General features: G+C 61.4%; 15 protein-coding genes. 6 read left to right on the plus strand and 9 right to left on the minus strand.

Annotated elements, in window-relative coordinates; all coding sequences use genetic code 11:
• Positions 1-77: 77 nt before the first annotated feature.
• The 6 genes from KFE19_11455 (at position 78) to KFE19_11480 (ending at position 5992) form a co-directional block, all read left to right on the plus strand.
• Positions 78-1163, plus strand: coding sequence for a PhnD/SsuA/transferrin family substrate-binding protein (locus KFE19_11455; protein ID QUO37005.1), 1086 nt, complete (start codon positions 78-80; stop codon positions 1161-1163).
• A gap of 78 nt (positions 1164-1241) precedes the next feature.
• A complete protein-coding gene (phnC, locus tag KFE19_11460; GenBank protein ID QUO37006.1) occupies positions 1242-1994 on the plus strand; it encodes a phosphonate ABC transporter ATP-binding protein in 753 nt (250 codons plus the stop codon).
• Complete coding sequence (gene phnE, locus KFE19_11465) at positions 1991-2812, plus strand: phosphonate ABC transporter, permease protein PhnE (GenBank protein QUO37007.1); 822 nt, start codon at positions 1991-1993, stop codon at positions 2810-2812. The genes phnC and phnE (KFE19_11465) overlap by 4 nt, the downstream gene beginning before the upstream one ends.
• 12 nt (positions 2813-2824) lie before the next feature.
• Positions 2825-3634: a phosphonate ABC transporter, permease protein PhnE gene (phnE, locus tag KFE19_11470; GenBank protein QUO37008.1), complete on the plus strand. Its 810-nt coding sequence runs from the start codon at positions 2825-2827 to the stop codon at positions 3632-3634.
• Positions 3635-3636: 2 nt separating this feature from the next.
• Entirely contained in the window at positions 3637-5157 is a 1521-nt protein-coding gene (locus tag KFE19_11475; protein QUO37009.1) for a bifunctional metallophosphatase/5'-nucleotidase, read from the plus strand.
• A 64-nt stretch (positions 5158-5221) separates the two neighbouring features.
• Positions 5222-5992 (plus strand): inositol monophosphatase, encoded by a 771-nt coding sequence (locus KFE19_11480; GenBank protein ID QUO37010.1) that lies wholly within the window; start codon positions 5222-5224, stop codon positions 5990-5992.
• 160 nt (positions 5993-6152) lie between these two features.
• Here the strand turns inward: KFE19_11480 and KFE19_11485 are convergent, their stop codons facing one another.
• The 9 genes from KFE19_11485 to KFE19_11525 all read right to left on the minus strand — a co-directional run bounded on the left by KFE19_11485 (position 6153) and on the right by KFE19_11525 (position 16200).
• Complete coding sequence (locus tag KFE19_11485; GenBank protein QUO37011.1) at positions 6153-7544, minus strand: IS1182 family transposase; 1392 nt, start codon at positions 7542-7544, stop codon at positions 6153-6155.
• Positions 7545-7732: 188 nt separating this feature from the next.
• The gene (locus tag KFE19_11490; protein ID QUO37012.1) at positions 7733-8800 is read right to left on the minus strand and encodes a hypothetical protein; all 1068 of its coding nucleotides are present in this window, start codon (positions 8798-8800) and stop codon (positions 7733-7735) included.
• Complete coding sequence (locus KFE19_11495) at positions 8770-9411, minus strand: 5-bromo-4-chloroindolyl phosphate hydrolysis family protein (protein QUO37013.1); 642 nt, start codon at positions 9409-9411, stop codon at positions 8770-8772. Before KFE19_11495 ends, KFE19_11490 begins: the two co-directional genes overlap by 31 nt.
• A gap of 1 nt (position 9412) precedes the next feature.
• Complete coding sequence (locus tag KFE19_11500) at positions 9413-11032, minus strand: VWA domain-containing protein (protein QUO37014.1); 1620 nt, start codon at positions 11030-11032, stop codon at positions 9413-9415.
• 201 nt (positions 11033-11233) lie between these two features.
• On the minus strand, positions 11234-12058 hold the full coding sequence (locus tag KFE19_11505) for a MurR/RpiR family transcriptional regulator (protein ID QUO37015.1): 825 nt from the start codon (positions 12056-12058) through the stop codon (positions 11234-11236).
• A 10-nt stretch (positions 12059-12068) separates the two neighbouring features.
• The gene (locus tag KFE19_11510; protein ID QUO37016.1) at positions 12069-12854 is read right to left on the minus strand and encodes an inositol monophosphatase; all 786 of its coding nucleotides are present in this window, start codon (positions 12852-12854) and stop codon (positions 12069-12071) included.
• Positions 12851-13648 carry a hypothetical protein gene (locus KFE19_11515; protein ID QUO37017.1) on the minus strand — a complete coding sequence of 266 codons (798 nt, stop codon included), beginning with the start codon at positions 13646-13648 and terminating at the stop codon, positions 12851-12853. Before KFE19_11515 ends, KFE19_11510 begins: the two co-directional genes overlap by 4 nt.
• 18 nt (positions 13649-13666) lie before the next feature.
• A complete protein-coding gene (locus KFE19_11520) occupies positions 13667-14503 on the minus strand; it encodes an energy-coupling factor transporter transmembrane protein EcfT (protein QUO37018.1) in 837 nt (278 codons plus the stop codon).
• A 5-nt stretch (positions 14504-14508) separates the two neighbouring features.
• Positions 14509-16200, minus strand: coding sequence for an ABC transporter ATP-binding protein (locus tag KFE19_11525; protein ID QUO37019.1), 1692 nt, complete (start codon positions 16198-16200; stop codon positions 14509-14511).

The raw sequence follows: 16200 nt of genomic DNA on the forward strand, positions 1-16200 counted from the left end.
ATAAGAGGAATTTCCTCTGTAACAGATACATTCTAAATCAAAGGCAAAATACAGCAAACATCGAGGAGGATTAAAGTATGAAAAAAGCACTTTCTCTCCTGCTGGCCGGCGTGATGTGCATTGGCCTGTTGGCCGGCTGCGGCGGTCAGAACACGGAGGACACCCAGGGCTCCGGCAGCACGCCGGACACCAGCAGCACCCAGGAGAGCGGGAACAAGACTATCGATACCCTGCGCATCGCCTTTGTCCCCTCTCGGGAGCCGGAGGAGATCATCACCGCCACCGAACCCCTGAAGCAGATGCTCACCGATGAGCTGGCTAAGCTGGGCTACGACGTGGGCGAGGTGGACATCACCGTGGGTACCAGCTACGAGGCGGTTGGCGAGGCCCTGGCCGCCGGCACTGCCGATGTGGGCCTGATCCCCGGCGGCACCTACGTGCTCTACGACGACGGCTGTGATGTGCTGCTCACCGCCACCCGGGATGGCCTGTCCATCGATTCCGACAACGCCAAGGATTGGAACGATAACGCCCCCACCGAGCCCACCACTGAGCAGGTCACCAGCTACCGGGCCCTGATGATCGCCGGCCCCTCTGAGAAGGGCAAGGAGCTGGCCGCCAAGGTCAACGCCGGTGAGGAACTTACTTGGGAAGATGTGAGCAGCGCCAACTGGAGCGTGGCAAACTCTTCCTCCCCCGCCGGGTACATCTACCCCTCCCTGTGGCTCCAGGAGAACTTTGGGAAGAACATCACCGACCTGCCCCACGCAGTGCAGTCTGACTCCTATGGCAGCGCCTTCGCTCGTCTGGCATCCGGCCAGGTGGACATCGTCTGCACCTACGCCGACGCCCGCCGGGACTATGAGGACGAGTGGACCGGCGAGTACGGCATGACCAACAGCATCTGGGACGACACCGCTGTGGTGGGCGTCACTCCCGCCATCTACAACGACACCATCAGCGTCAGCAAGACCTCTCCCATCATGGATGACGATTTCAAGCAGGCACTGGGCCAGGCTTTCATCAATATCGGCAACACCGAGGAGGGCAAGGAGGTCATTGCCATCTACAGCCACAACGGCTATCAGTGGGCGAAGTCCTCTGACTATGACTCTGAGCGGGCCGCTCAGGAGATGATCCAGTCTCTGAACAGCGCGGGTTAAACCCAATCAAACATGGACGACAAACGAGGGAGGGAGGCCGCGGCTTTCCTCCCTCCTTTTGAAATGGAGAGAGATATTATGATTGAGTTCAAAGAGGTAGAGAAGCGCTACCCCAATGGATATGAAGCCCTGAAACACATCAACCTGACCATTGACCAGGGGGAGTTCGTGGCCATCATCGGCCTGTCCGGCGCGGGCAAGTCCACTCTGATCCGCACCATCAACCGGATGCACGACATCACCCAGGGACAGCTGACGGTGGACGGCACCGACGTGATGACCCTCCACGGGAAGAGCCTGCGAAGGTTCCGGCGGAAAATCGGCATGATTTTCCAGTCCTTCAATCTGATTACCCGCACCACGGTCATCAAAAATGTACTCACCGCCTTTGTCCCTGACCTGCCTGGGTGGCGGGCGACCTTCGGCATCTTCACAAAGGAAGAGAAGATGAAAGCCCTGGAGGCTTTGGATCAGATGGGCATTCTGGACAAGGCCTTTGTCCGGGCGGACCAGCTCTCCGGCGGACAGCAGCAGCGGGTGGCCCTGGCCCGGACTCTGGCTCAGAATCCCCAGATCATCCTGGCGGACGAGCCGGTGGCCTCTCTGGACCCGGTGACGGCCAAGCAGGTGATGGACGACTTCCAGCGCATCAACCGGGAGATGCACATTACCGTCCTCATCAACATCCACCATGTGGAGCTGGCCCTCCAATACGCCACCCGGGTGGTGGGAATCCGGGCCGGTGAGATCGTCTACGACGGCCCGGCAGACCAGGTGGACCAGGCGGTTCTGGATGCCATCTACCAGGGGAAGCAGGAGGAGCCGGCATGAACATGTATGACAAGATCTTCCCACCCAGGGTGCTGACCCTCCCCAATGGGAAGCAGGTGCGCAAGCCCCATTCCCGAGCGCCCCTGGCGGCGGTGATTCTGCTGGCCTTGACGATCCTCTCTGTGGAGGTTACCGGCTTTGACATGGGGGTTTTGGTCAGCCGGATCAAAGAGTTTTTTGTGATTCTGGGGGAGATGATCCCGCCGGAGTGGGACTATATGCCCCAGATCTGGCAGCCCTTGTTTGACACCATCAAAATGTCCCTGCTGGGCTCCTTCATTGGCTCGATTCTGGTGGTGCCCTTTGCCATGCTGGCCTCCACCAATATCATCCACAGCCGGGTCATCGTGGCGGCTATGCGGCTGCTGCTGAGCATCATCCGCACCCTGCCCACCCTGGTCTCCGCCCTAATCGCCACCTACATCTTCGGCCTGGGCACTCTGGCAGGCACCACAGCCATTGCCATCTTTACCTTCGCCTACATCGGCAAGATCCTCTATGAGGAGATCGAGACCGTGGACATGGGTCCCTTCGAGGCCATGGAGGCTATGGGGGCTACCAAGGTGCGCTCCTTCATCAGCGCCGTTGTTCCCCAGGTGCTGCCCTCCTATCTCTCCAACTGCCTGTTCTGCTTTGAGGGCAACGTGCGCTACGCCTCCATTCTGGGCTATGTGGGCGCCGGAGGCCTTGGCCTGATCCTGAATGAGAAGATCGGCTGGCGGGAGTATGCCAGCGTGGGTATGATCCTGCTGGCCCTGTTTGTCACCGTGTTCATCATTGAGACGATCAGCCGCGCCGCCCGGAAGCGGCTGGTATAAGGAGGGGCTGCTATGAACAATCGAATTGAAGCGGCCTATGAGCAGCGGCCCCGCCGCTGGGTGTTTGAGCTGGCCGTGGCGCTGGTGGTAGCTGCCCTGTTGATTTGGAGCGGTACTGCGGTGGAGACGGCGGGTACCACCCAGAGCGGTGCCACGATTGCCTGGAACATCCTGGCCGGTATCTTCCACCCGGATACAGGTCTGCTGTTCAATTTCACCACCCAGGGTGTGCCCTATTTGCTGCTGGAGACCATCTGCATTGCCTTCCTGGGTACCATCGTGGGGGCGATCATCTCCATCCCTCTGGCCTTCCTCTCCGCCTCCAATTTGACGCCCAAGCCGGTGGCTTTCCTTGGGCGGATCATCATTATGGCGATCCGCACAGTCCCCGCCTTTGTCTATGGGCTCATGTTTATCCGGGTCACCGGCCCCGGCGCCTTTGCGGGCCTTTTGACCATGTCCCTGTGTTCGGTTGGCATGGTGAGCAAAATGTATATCGAGGCCATCGAGGATCTGGATGTGCGGGTGCTGGAGTCCCTGGACGCGGCGGGCTGCACCACCTGGCAGAAGATCCGCTACGGCATCCTGCCCCAGCTGATGCCCAATTTCGCCTCCACCGCCATTTACCGCTTTGACATCAACCTGCGGGACGCCACCGTGCTGGGCCTGGTGGGAGCCGGCGGCATCGGCGCGCCGCTGATCTTCGCCATGAACGCCTACCGCTGGGAGGAGGCCGGCGCCATCCTGGCGGGCCTCATCGTGCTGGTGCTGATTGTGGAGTGGATCTCCACCAAAATCCGGGTCAAGCTGGCCAGGGGGTAATCATGGAAAAGACGTTTCAAATCTATTATACTTCAGACACCCACGGCCATATCTTCCCGGTGAACTATGCCTCGAACTGCCCGGAGGACTCCGGACTGCTGAATCTGGCCGCCCAGGTGGAAAAGGACGGGAACACCCTGGTGCTGGACGGCGGGGATTCCCTGCAGGGGACGCCCCTGACCCAATATTACTTGGAACACCGGGGCCAGTGGCCCATTCATCCGGTGGCCGCGGCCTTCAACGCCATGGGGCTGGACTACTTCACCCTGGGCAACCACGACTTCAACTTCGGCTATGGAGCCCTCCGGGATTATCTGAATGCCATGGACGGAGTTTGCCTGTGTACGAATGTAGAGGACTTGGGGGGAGAGCTGCGCATCCGTCCCTGGGCGGTGCACACCCTGGCCAACGGCCTGCGGGTAGGGATCACCGGCGTGGTCACCGACTTCGTAAACGTGTGGGAGCAGCCACAGAACTTGGAGCGGATTCGGGTTACCGACGCCTTTCAGGCCGCCCGGGCGACTTGCGCCGCCCTCCGGGAACAGTGCGATGTCTGCGTGTGCATCTACCATGGCGGCTTTGAGGAGGAGCTGGAGACAGGGCGGGCGCTCTCGGACAGCGGTGAGAATCTGGCCTGTAAAATTGCCCGGGAGCTGGACTTCGACCTGCTCCTCACCGGCCACCAGCACATGGCGGTGGAGGGAGTGAATCTGTCCGGCACCTACGCCGTTCAGCCCCCCGCCAATGCGGGGCAGTTTCTCCATATTTCCGGCAAGTGGAAGGGAACACGCAGTTCCTTTCGATCCAGATTGACGGCGGTGGGCGCAGGCCACCCAGCAGAGCCTTATCAGAGTCTGCTTCCACTGGAGAATGCCGTACAGGACTGGCTGGACCAGCCTATCGGGGAGTTGGATCGCACCATCCCGCCGGAGGGGAAATTGGAAGCGGCTCTCTACGGCAGCCAGGTGGCTGCCCTGTTCAATCAGGTGCAGCTGACAGAGACCGGGGCGGACTTCTCCTGCACCAGCCTGGGCAACGACCCGGTTGGCCTGGCCTCTCCGGTGACTATGCGGGGGGTGACAGCGGCCTACCTTTTTGCAAACACCCTGGTGGTGCTGGAGGTAACGGAGGAGGTGCTGAGACAGACTCTGGAGCGGTGCGCCGCCTACTTCACCCTGGTTGATGGCCAGCCCCAGATTTCGGAGGAGTTCCTGCTGCCCAAAGTGGAGCACTACAACTACGACTTCTATGCCGGGCTCTCCTACACCTTCGATCTGCGCCGGCCCGTGGGCAGCCGGGTGATCCGCCTGGCAAAACTGGACGGCTCCCCGCTGGGAGGAGGGACCTTCCGCCTGTGCACCAGCAACTACCGGGCCACGGGCACGGGTGGATACGAGATCTTGAGGGAGTGTCCCGTCCTGTGGCGCGGGGGCACAGAAATGCCGGATCTCACCGCCCGCTACATCCAGACCCACAGCCCGATGCCTCAGTTGCATAACGTGGAGATGCGGGTGATCTGGTGAAGCGTTCTTGACAAGCCACAAGGAATGTGGTTTTATAAATCAGACAGAGGAAAGAAGGTGGAGGATGGACAGATTCAATGTTGCTGTGGATGTTGTTCAAAATGCCGGAGATCTTCTGCGGCAGTGCCGTCTGGAAGAGTCAGAGATCTGCCAGAAGACGGGGCACCAAGATCTGGTTACTCATTGGGACCGGAAAATCGAGCAGTTATTGCGAAATGAAATACTGACAGCCTTCCCCCAGGACTCCATCGTGGGTGAGGAGTATCCGCCGGAGGCGCATCGCACCGGGTCGATGACTTGGTATATTGATCCCATCGACGGGACCACGAATTTCATCAATCAGCATCAGAACTACGCCATCTCCGTGGGGTGCTGGGAGGGAAGTACCCCGCTGTTCGGCCTGGTGCTGGATGTGGAACGTGAGACGCTCTACTGGGCAAAGCGCGGAGGAGGCGCATGGCAGGATCAGACGCAGATCCATACCTCCGGCCGGCGGGAGCTTTCGGAACTGCTGCTGACAACGCCAGGCCTGCAATATACCTTTCTGGAGCCTCATCCGTACCAAGAGCGGATGATTCGGCTCTCCCGGAAGGTTCGGGGCGTCCGATGCCTGGGTTCCGTGGCCTTGGAATTGTGTGAGGTGGCCGCAGGTCGGGCGGATCTGTTTGTCACCATGCGCTCATCCCCCTGGGATCACAATGCCGCGCGGATCATTCTTGAGGAGGCCGGCGGCGCGATCTTCACGGTGGACGGGGATGAACTGCCTTTGAATCAGAAGAGCACAGTGCTTGCTTTCAATGCCATGGAACTGAAAGATTGCATCCTCTGTGTATGAGAACAGCCCGTTGTAAGAGATTTGAGGGACACTTTTGGAACATAGCGATAGGTAGGCACTCTCATTGTTTACAGCCCCGCAAATCTTCGACCTGTTGACAAAGTAGATCCCCCAGAGCAACGGAAGCAGGCAGTGATAGCAAAAAAGACGCCTCACGGCGTCACACGGTCCATTTGATCATCCGCTTCAGGTTCAATGCGGTCGCTGACAAGAGGCAGTGGTCTTCCGCTGCCTCTCGTCCTCGCCGCAGGAGCCGCCCCAACCTGTGCCCCCACTTCTGTGCTGCAAAAGTCCCCTCGCTCCAGATCTGCCGCTTGCGCAAGGCCCTCTGGTACGTCGGGCTGTCCAACTCCCTCAGATCCTCCCGGATCTCTCTCCAGAAGTAGCTGCGTTCCAGGCGTTTGGCCCGTCCCTTTCCCACGCATTGCTCTTTCAAGGGACAGGCGGCGCAGTCGCTCCTGTCCGCGAAATACACCCAGTGCAGTCCGCCCACGCTGCGGTTGAGGTTCCGCAGCCGCAGCGCCTTTCCGCCGGGACAGGTATAGAGATCGTTCTCCTCATCGTAGAGAAAGGGAGACCCGGGAGCTCCGCCCAGGGCCGCCGCGGAGCGGGGCATGGGCCGGACATAAAAGCGGATGCCGTGGTCCCGCAGCACCCGGTGGAACAGCGGAAGATCGTAGGCCGCATCCGCCACGGCCGCCCGGACGGGGAGGATCTCCCGATGGATATGCTCGATCTGCCTCAGATATGGCACCGCGTCGTTCACTTCCCCGGAGGTCACCGCCACATCCAGGATGATGCCGTGATCGCAGTCCACCGTCTGATGAGACAGATAATGGGGCCCCTTTGGCTTTCCGGGACGGTTCAAGTGCCCCGACTCCGGATCCGTGCGGCTGGCCCATTTCCGGTCGTACCGAAGAGGGCTTTTGACCTGCCTGCTCCGTCCCTTCTGTCTCCGTTTCCTGCCCGTCTTTCCCGCCTGGGTCCTCCGGTCCAGTTCCTCCAGCGCTTCTTCCTCATACGCGTCCAGCCGCTCCCAATACGCCCCCGGCTTCTGCACCGCCTCCACCAGGTGCTCCGAGGCCGGGGACGCGTTTGCCTTCACGTGGGTGGAGTCCGTCGCCACCAGCCGCCCGCTTGCCAGACCTTTGCTCACGCACTGCTCCACCACTTCCTCAAACAGCCGCCGGAACACCTTCCGGAAGGATGGTTTCCGTCTGCGAAGCTGCGAGATGGTGCTGTGATCCGGAACCCGATCCAGCAGATCCAGTCCCAGATACCACCGCAGGGCCACATCGGTCTGGATGCGCTGCTCGATCTGCCGCTCCGACGGGATGCCGTACAGGTATCCCACCAGCAGGTACTTTACCAGCATCACCGGGTCGATGGGTGGCCGGCCGTACCGGCGGCTGTACAGCTTTTCCGTCTCACGATATAGGAAGGAAAGGTCCAGTGCCGCCTCCAATTTTCGAAGGAAGTGTTCCTGGGGCACCAGGTCCTCGATGGTCACCATGTGCAGCTTCAGTTGCATCCACCCCACCTCCGATTCCATTTTACCATGGTTTTCGCCGGTGGGCTACTTTGTCAACAGATCGAAATCTTGAGGTATACTCATCAGCACACTCGCACGATGGACAGATCAATAACAGCAAAACCCCATTCCGTACAGCTCAGATATCTTCTGAGTGGACAGGGTGGGGTTTTTATTCGCCATGGCTGGGAGCGCTATGCAGGCCGCCTCTACGACAGCGCGGCAATGATCTTCTCCATGGCGGCGTAGCTGGGCATGGCGGCCACCTGGGTGATCTCCGCGGCCAGGTGGGGGACGCCGAAGTGGTCTTCGTCGGCGCCCGTCCCGGATACCTCGGTACGGAAACCGTGGTTTTCCCAGGCCAGGCGCTGGATCTCCTCGTCCATCAGGGCGTCGATGCCCGCCTCCCCCGCCTCGTCCAGGGCGATGTAGATATGGGAGGACCAGACGGTGGGTGTGGGATAGATCAGCACGATGTCATCCTTCAGCTGTTCCCAGTCCTCCGGGTTCTCCACGGCGAACTCCAGCAGTTGGTTTTCATAGCCGGCGATCACAGGCTTGGCCCCCATGCCGGTCTTGAGGAACTGGTCGAAGAGGTCGGAGGAGGACGCCTCCATATAGCCCAACTTCTCGAAGATGGCCTGCAAGCGGGGCAACACCGCCTCCACGCTGTCCTCATCCGCCACCCCGCCGCACAGCACATTGGCCAGCAGCCCCGCGAACATATTCCCGGAGTTGGAGCGCACGGGGTCGGTAGTGTTGACAGCCACGGTGCCGTAGAGCTCCGGGAGCCCCAGGTCCGCCCAGGCGGTGCCCGCCTCGATCTCCGCCACCAGGCCGGCCATATCCATATAGTACACCCCATCCCGCTCCGTCACCAGCCCCTCTTTCTGGAACGCCTCCAGGATGGGCCGGTGGGTATAGAGGACGATGGGGGTGTTGAACACGATCTGGCTCCTGTCCGGCGCGCCGTAGAGCTGCTGGTAATACTCCAGGGCGGTCTGGCTGGAGGGAAAGAGGAAATTCCGGCCCTCGTGATCCGCCGTTACCATGTCCAGGGAACCTGCCTTGGCATAGTCCAGGGTGAGCCCGTAGTTCCGCTCCAGGATGTCCTGTACCGCCTCGTCCTCCAGCAGGCCGATCTTCTCGCCCCCCACATAGCCCCGCAGGACAGCGGGCTCCGGCTGGGGGCCGCCTCCCAGCAACAGATAGACCGCCGCCGCCCCGATGACGGCCAGCAGGATGATCAGACCGATCCATTTTGATTTGCTTCCCATTGGAATCCCTCCGTGTTCAGCAGGCCCTCCATGACCTTCATATCCGCCTCCGCGTCAAACCGCTCCGAGGCCATCAGCTGACTGAGCTGTGCCTCGAATCCAGTTTTCAGCTTGGGCAGGATGGCCCGCACCTTCCGCTGGAACTCCCGCACCTCGGAAGTCCCCAGCCCGGCCTCCTGGAACTTCACATACTGCCCCAGGATCCGGCCCACCGTGTCCAGATAGTAGGTGAGAAAGCGGTTAGCCGACGGGATCTTCTCCGGATGCTCCCGGAGATACCGGTAGAGGCGATCCCCCGTCTCCGTGAGGGCCAGGGCGTCCTCATGGGTCCGGACGTCTGTGATGCGGCCGGCGGCCGACCGGATGGCTCTCAGATCCCGCTCCGCCTCCTCCATCAGGGCCTGCATCTCGCCGCCGTCCGGTCGCTTGGCGAAATAGAGGGTGACGGGGTCCGCCTTGGGGGTCAGCAGGAACCACACTCCCAGATAGATTCCCACCCCCAGCACGGCGCTGAAGAGGAAGTTCCATCGGAGGGCCAGGGCCAGAACCAGAAAGACCGCGATCCCCCCGCCCAGCGACAGTACCAGCTGCCGCAACTGTCCCTTCTTCATCTCAGTTGTACCCCTTCACACTGCGGAAGGCCCCGATCAGATCCTCCCGTCCGTCGAAGACCCGGGCGTGGGTCAGTTCCGCCAGTTCTTCCAGCTGGGTGGGATCGGCGGAGCCGAACATGATGGAGAACACCGGTACGTCTGCTCCGAATGCCTCATAGGCGGTTTGGAAAGCGTCGATGCTGCCATCGGACACTCCGTCCGTCAGCAGGATGATGGCGGGGGTGTACTGGCTCAGGTCGTAGTTTCCCAGCTGCCGCAGGCCCTCCATGGCTGCGGAGTAAATATCCGTACCGCCTGTGGCCGTTTCTGCCTCCACCTGTGTATAGAGAGCTTCCAGCTCGCTGCCATTTCCAACAGCAGCATAGACGTCCCGGGGGTAGCCCTCGAAGGGGATGAGGATATTGACCTCATGCGCCGAGGCCTGGAGCAGATTCTTCTCCGCGTTCTCCTGAATGAGGATCTGGCTCATGGCCTCCACCATCTGCTCCCGGCCTGTTCCCTCCATACTTCCGGAGTAGTCCAGACAATATACGGTGAGGGAGGGCTTGCGGAATTCCGTCTGGTACAGGTTCAGGCCCTCCATCAACACGTCGGTGGAGGGCATCCGAATGGGAGAGAGCACCCGGTCTGGCTGGATGCCCCAGTCGGTACGGAACACATCCCGGTTCTCCTCGGATACCCCCTCGTACCCGGTGCGGCGGCCTGTGCGCTGGATCTCGTTTTGAACCTCGTCGGAAAGCAGGTATTCCTGCAGATCCAGAAAAGCCTGCTCCTTCTCAGTATCCCCGTTGTCCACATAGCCCAGGGGGGAGTCCGCGATAGAGAGGCCGTCATAGGGGTAGACGGCATACAGGGTCTCCTCGCCTCGTGCCTCCAGCTCCTGGTTGGCACTGATGATGAGGCACTCATAGTTCACCATGGCGTCATAGCCGCCGGTGAGAAATAGGTCCTTCAGCCAGTCGGAGCTGCCGGAGGACCGGTCTACGCCGGAGAGCAGTTGGGTGATCTGTTCCGAGAGACCGGGAGTCTGGAGGCTCTCCGATGTGATCACATCTGGATTGCCCAGCAGGGCATAGAGAAAGCCGATGTAGGCGCTGCACCCGGAGTTGGACTGGGTGGCGGAGGTCATGCAGAAGTTCAGCTTCCCAGACTGGATGGCGGAGAGCAGGTCGCTGACCGACACCTCCGTGCCCACGAAACCCAGCTCCTCGGCTAACCCCTGGCGGATTCCGAATACCACCGGGGTGATGGAAATGGACTGGGCGTGCTTTACCCGGTACTGGGTGTCTCCGGCGGTGAGCCACAGGCTGCTGGCCGGCCACACCGCATCATAGTCCACCGTTTCCCCCTGGAGGGTCCGCATGATATCCAGGGAGCCCTGGTACTCCATCTCGATGTTCACGCCCCGTTCCCGGGCGAAGTCATCCAGGATGCCCTCCAGCTCCTGGTTCTCCGAGCCGGAGAGGATGCGCAGCGTCACATCTCCGCCGTAGTGGAAAGCCTGCTCTCCACTGGCGGGATCGCTGGCGGAGGCGGTGCTGTCAGACGATGCCGGGCCACAGGCTGTCAAAAGCAATGCAAATGCCAGGATACATGCGGATAAAACTGCACGTTTCATAGCAGTAGACCCTTCCTTTCCTGATACGGTGCACAGGCAGCAAGGACCTGCACATAGAGGAATATATAAAATAAACCTAATTTACCATATCACATCCGGTGGATGCCCACTACCGCGGTGCAGTAAAATGCGTGTAAAATCCGTGTGTTATCCTGGAAAATGAACGCATCCCCCATGTGTACACACGCATGGGGGATGCGTTCATCCATCCGGAAAGTAGTCTTTTTTCATCTGGTGCAGCGACTGAAGGCGTTCCGCGCTTTCGGCTCCTAACCGCTCCGCCGCAGCGACGGCCAGGGCGTCCAGCAGGGCGGCGGGGGCAGCCATGGAGTGGTACTCCTTTTCGGTGCCGCGGTAGGCGAACAGACTGACGTCCGCCCGCTCCTCCGCGGGCAGGCAGGTGCGTCCCACAAAGGCCAGCGTCCGGTAACCGGCGGCCCGACTGTGCTCCAGGAGGATGCGTCCCTCCCGGGACAGTTTGGAAAAGCTGAACAGCACCACCAGATCGTTCTCCGCCGCTTGCGAGAGCCCTTCCAGCAGTTCAGAGCCGCCGGAGGGCAGGAGAGATACCTGTAAGCCCAGCCGCCGCAGGCGGAAGTGGAGCAGCTGGGCCAGGGAGGCGGAGGCGTTTTTCCCGTGGACGAATACCCGCTGGGCGGAACAGAGGGCCTCCACCGCCCGGTCAAATTCCCCGGTGGAGAGCTGCTGTATGGTCGTCTCCAGGTACGCCCGCTGCCGCTCCAGCCAGGCCTGTGGGGAAAAACGCGCTCCCTGACTGAGTGTGGCCGCCAGCTTTACCGCCGGGCCCGGAGACTGCTCCAGCACCAGAGATTTCAGCGCCTTGAAGTCCCGGCAGCCCACATGGCGGGCGAAGCGGGAGACCGTGGCGTCGGAGAGCTCCAGCCGCTCCGCCAGCTGCCCAATGGACGAAAACAGGAAGGTATCTGTGTTGGTGTTGATATAATCCAGGATCTTCTGCTCCGCCCGGGTTAGTTCCCCAGCGGCGGCGGGAAGGCGCAGGTCCATGACGAAACCCTCATTCTTTCAAAATTGTTTGCAGCGCGCCGTGGAGCCGCCCATTGGAGGCCAGCAGAGGCCCACCCTCCGCCAGAGAGAGGGGGGCGCCGCCCGGAGCGGTAACCTGTCCCCCGGCCTCCGCCACGATGAGCATTCCAGCGGCGTAGTCCCAGGGCTGGAGAGACAGCTCCACATAGCCCTCCAGCCGTCCGCAGGCCACATCGCACAGTTCCAGGCTGGCACAGCCCGTCCGCCGGATGTCCTGGCACCGGTCATACAGCGCCCGCATCTGGCGAAACGCCATGTCCGCCAGCTCCCGCCGGCCGGGAACGGTGCCCGCAGACAGGAGGCTGTCCGCCAGCCGGGAGACGGCGCTGACCTGAATGGGAACCCCGTTTCGGAATGCTCCGCCGCCCCGGCGGGCGGTGAAACACTCCTCCATATAAGGATTGTATACCACACCGAAGACGATTTGTCCACCCTCCGCTAAGGCCAGGGAAATCGCACTGTGCTGGAATTGATGGATCAGGTTGGTGGTGCCGTCCACCGGATCCAGGATCCAGCAGGGGCGGCTCCAGTCCAGCCCCGTATTGTCCTGCTCCTCTCCCATAAACTGGACATCCGGGGCCAGGGCGGCCAGACGCTTCCGCAGAAACGCCTGTACCGCCACGTCCACATTGGTCACATAGTCCGTTTCGCCCTTGGAGCGGATGCTCTGAACGGCGGCGGGATCGGTCAGCAGTTCCCCCGCCTCCAATACCGTCTGGACGGCCCCCTCCGCCAGGGAATCCGTCAGGGCGGTCATGCGATGGCCTCCCGGGTCAGAATGGCCACATAGTCGCCTCCCAGGGCATAGATCTCCTTCAAGGACCGCTTCAGCAGACAGGCGGTGCGCACCTGGAAGGTGGCGGTGTCGGAGAGAGCAATGGCGTAGCGGCCGGCTGTCATCTCCCCATAGAGGGCGGGGACGGTGTCCACCTCCCGTTCAAAGACCGTGGTGACGCAGCCGTACTGCACCGCCTGGTGGGTGTCGCTGCCGGACACCACCGGGATGCCCAGCTTTTTCCCCAGGTCATGGGTGAGCCGCTCCGTCCTCTCCCGGTCAAGAGCCAGGTCTTTCCCGTTCAGATCCAGAAATTTCAGGCGGCGGAGCTGCTCCTCCGGCAGCTCGGGCACATGGCCGCCGGCACGGAAGGGGTGGCCGCAGCCCACTACCACCGGGTACTCCTCAAACAAATCCATCAGTTGGGCGAAGGGAAGGAAATTCCCCTTCTCCTTGTGGGGCTCCAGCCGCCGGTTCAGTTCCAGGATGGTCTCCAGCGGCCCGATGGACAGGATGTGCCCCCCCTCGGCCACATCGGTCTCCATGCCGGGGAAAATGCGCAGGCCATTCTCCAGTTCCAGAGCGTCCCCGGTTCTCTGGCTCACAGAGGCGATGTAGCCGTACACATCGGCAAACTGGAGGGTGTTGAAGTGTTCCGTCAGGCACAAAGTGTCCAGGCCGGCCCGTCGGGCCTCGCCGAAGAGCCAGTCTGTGTAGGCGGTGGAAAATGGGAGCTTTTTGGCCAGCTTCCCATGGGTGTGAAAATCCAGACGCAAGAGAAATAACCTTCTTTCTTACAGCAGTGTGGAGATCAGGACAGCCACCGCCACCGCCAGGAAGGAGATGGCCAGAAACAGTCCATCGTTATAGGTGACCTTCAGGGCTGCCAGCTTGATCTTCTTTACCGACTTGTTCACCGCCGCGTAGCGGTAGCCCCGTAGCTCCAGGGCCTCCACCGTGGTGCGGGAGCGCTTGGCGGTGTTGAGCATCAGGGGGTAGAAGGACTGCATGATGATCTTCACCTGATAGATCAGGTACCTGATCTTGCCCCCCAGGGTCTCGTGGGCGGGGGGATTGCCCCGGAGCCGGTAGGAGAGGAGCACGTTCTGAAACTCCTCCATCAGCATGGGCAGCATCCGGTAGGCGTAGGAGATGGAGAAGCTCAGCCTCTCCGGGCAGCCGTACCACATGAGGCCGTTGGACAGCTTATCCGGGTCCAGGCCGGAGAACACGGTCACCGAGGCCAGGGAGATTGTGGCCACCTTCAGGGTGAGGATGAGCAGGGGCGCCACGGCGGAGGCGTCCCCGCCAAAGAGAAGGGTCACCACGAAGAGATACCCCGTCTGGGAGAAGACCCCCAGGGCAAAGAGGAACAGCACCAGCCCCGCCACCCGGGCCAGAAGGGTGGTGGCCATCACCAGCAGAAAGCATCCCAGCAGGAAGGGGATGTCGCTAACAAACCAGGGGATAAGGCCGAAGAACAGGTACCAGGCCAGCAGAATCCGGGGGTCCAGGGCGGCGATCACGGTGTCGTCGTTGCCGTAGGCGTTCTTCAGCACCTGATTGCGGAGAAAATCCATGGAGAATTTGTCCAGGATGCTCTCTGAGAGTTTGGCGGTCAATTTTTCCACAGCGGTCACACCTCCTGAAAGGATGACAGGAATTCGTCTATGGTATAGCACATGGCCCGTCTGTCTAAGGCCTGCGCCATGGAGAAGATCTCCGGCGGGCGGATGCCCACCTGCTCCACGATGCCGCTCCGGGCAAAGATCTCGTCCCGGGCGCCGTCAGCCACCACACGCCCGCCCCGCAGCACGATGATCCGCTCTGCCCACTGGCACACCAGCTGCATATCGTGGGTTGCGATGACGGCGGTCTGAATGATGTCCTTCATGTCGTCCAGAACGTCCATGATCTCCCGCCGGGTGGCGATGTCCAGGTTGGCGGTGGGCTCGTCCAGCAGCAGAATGCCGGGATTCAAAGCGATCCCGATGGCCAGGCTGGCCCGGCGCATCTGCCCGCCGGACATGAGGCGACCGTCCCGGTCTGCCAGCTCTGTCAGCCGGAACCGCTCCAGCAGCTCCCCGGTGCGTTTCTCCCACTCCGGGACGTTCCGCACCTCCATGGCGTAGGCGATGTCGGCGCGGATGGAGTCCTTGATGAACATCTCCTCCGGGTTTTGATACACCAGGGAGATCTGCCGGGACAGATCCTCGGCCTTTTTGTCCCCAATGGCCTCCTCAAAGAGGGAAACTGTGCCGGAATTGGGCTTCAGCAGACCCACCATCAGCTTCATGAGGGTGGACTTGCCCGCCCCGTTGGAGCCGATGAGGGCCACCTTTTCCCCTTTCCGTATGTTCAGGTTCAGGCCGTCGAACACGGTGTGGGGCTCCCCCTTTACCGAGCGGTAGGCCAAAGATACGTCCTGGAAGGAGACTGCGCTCTCTCCGTCTGGGACAGCTGGCGCCGGACGTTCCCGGGAGATATAATGCAGTCCGGCGAAGGCGGTTTTTCCTCCCTCCACGGTGGTGGGCAGGAGGATGTCCGCCGGGAGACGGCCTGCCCTCCGCAGCCGGTGGGCCGCCTGGGTCACCTGGGGCGGGAAGATGTTGCATTCCTCCAGCTCCTCCACCCGCTGGAGGGCCTCCTCCGTGGGCAGTATCCAGCGCACCTGGCCGTCCCTCATGAGCATCACATGCTTGCAGTAGTCGGCGATGTACTCGGTATGGTGTTCAATGACGAGGATGGTCTTGCCGTGGTTCTCATTCAAGTCCCGGAGGACCTCATAGATCCGGTCGGCGTGCATGGGGTCCAACTGGGCGATGGGCTCGTCCAGGATCAGAATGTCCGGCTGGAGGGACACCGCGCCGGCCAGGGCCAGCAGGTGGGTCTGGCCGCCGGAGAGCTGCCAGACATATTCCTCCTCCCTGCCCTCCAGACCGCACTGCCGCAAAGCAGTCCTGCCCCGCTCCAGGTAGTCGGGGAAGGCGTAGTTCAGGCAGGCATAGGAGGCGTCGTCCAGCACGGTGGGCCGGACGATCTGGTTTTCAAAGTCCTGATATACATAGCCCACCTTCTGGGCCAGGACGCCCACGTCGCTCTCCCGGGTGTCAAGCCCCTCCACCCGCACGCTTCCCTCCATGGTCCCCGTGATAAAGTGGGGGATCAGGCCGTTGAGGACCTTACACAAAGTGGACTTCCCGCAGCCGTTGTTGCCAACGACCGCCAGGAAGTCCCCTTTCTCGATCTGAAGGGAGATCTCTTTCAGGGTGGGCTGAGGGGCGCCTGGGTAGGTATAGGTCAGGCCGTCGATCTCAACCGCGTTCAT

Source organism: Dysosmobacter sp. Marseille-Q4140 (genome assembly GCA_018228705.1).
Classification (GTDB): Bacteria; Bacillota; Clostridia; order Oscillospirales; family Oscillospiraceae; genus Oscillibacter.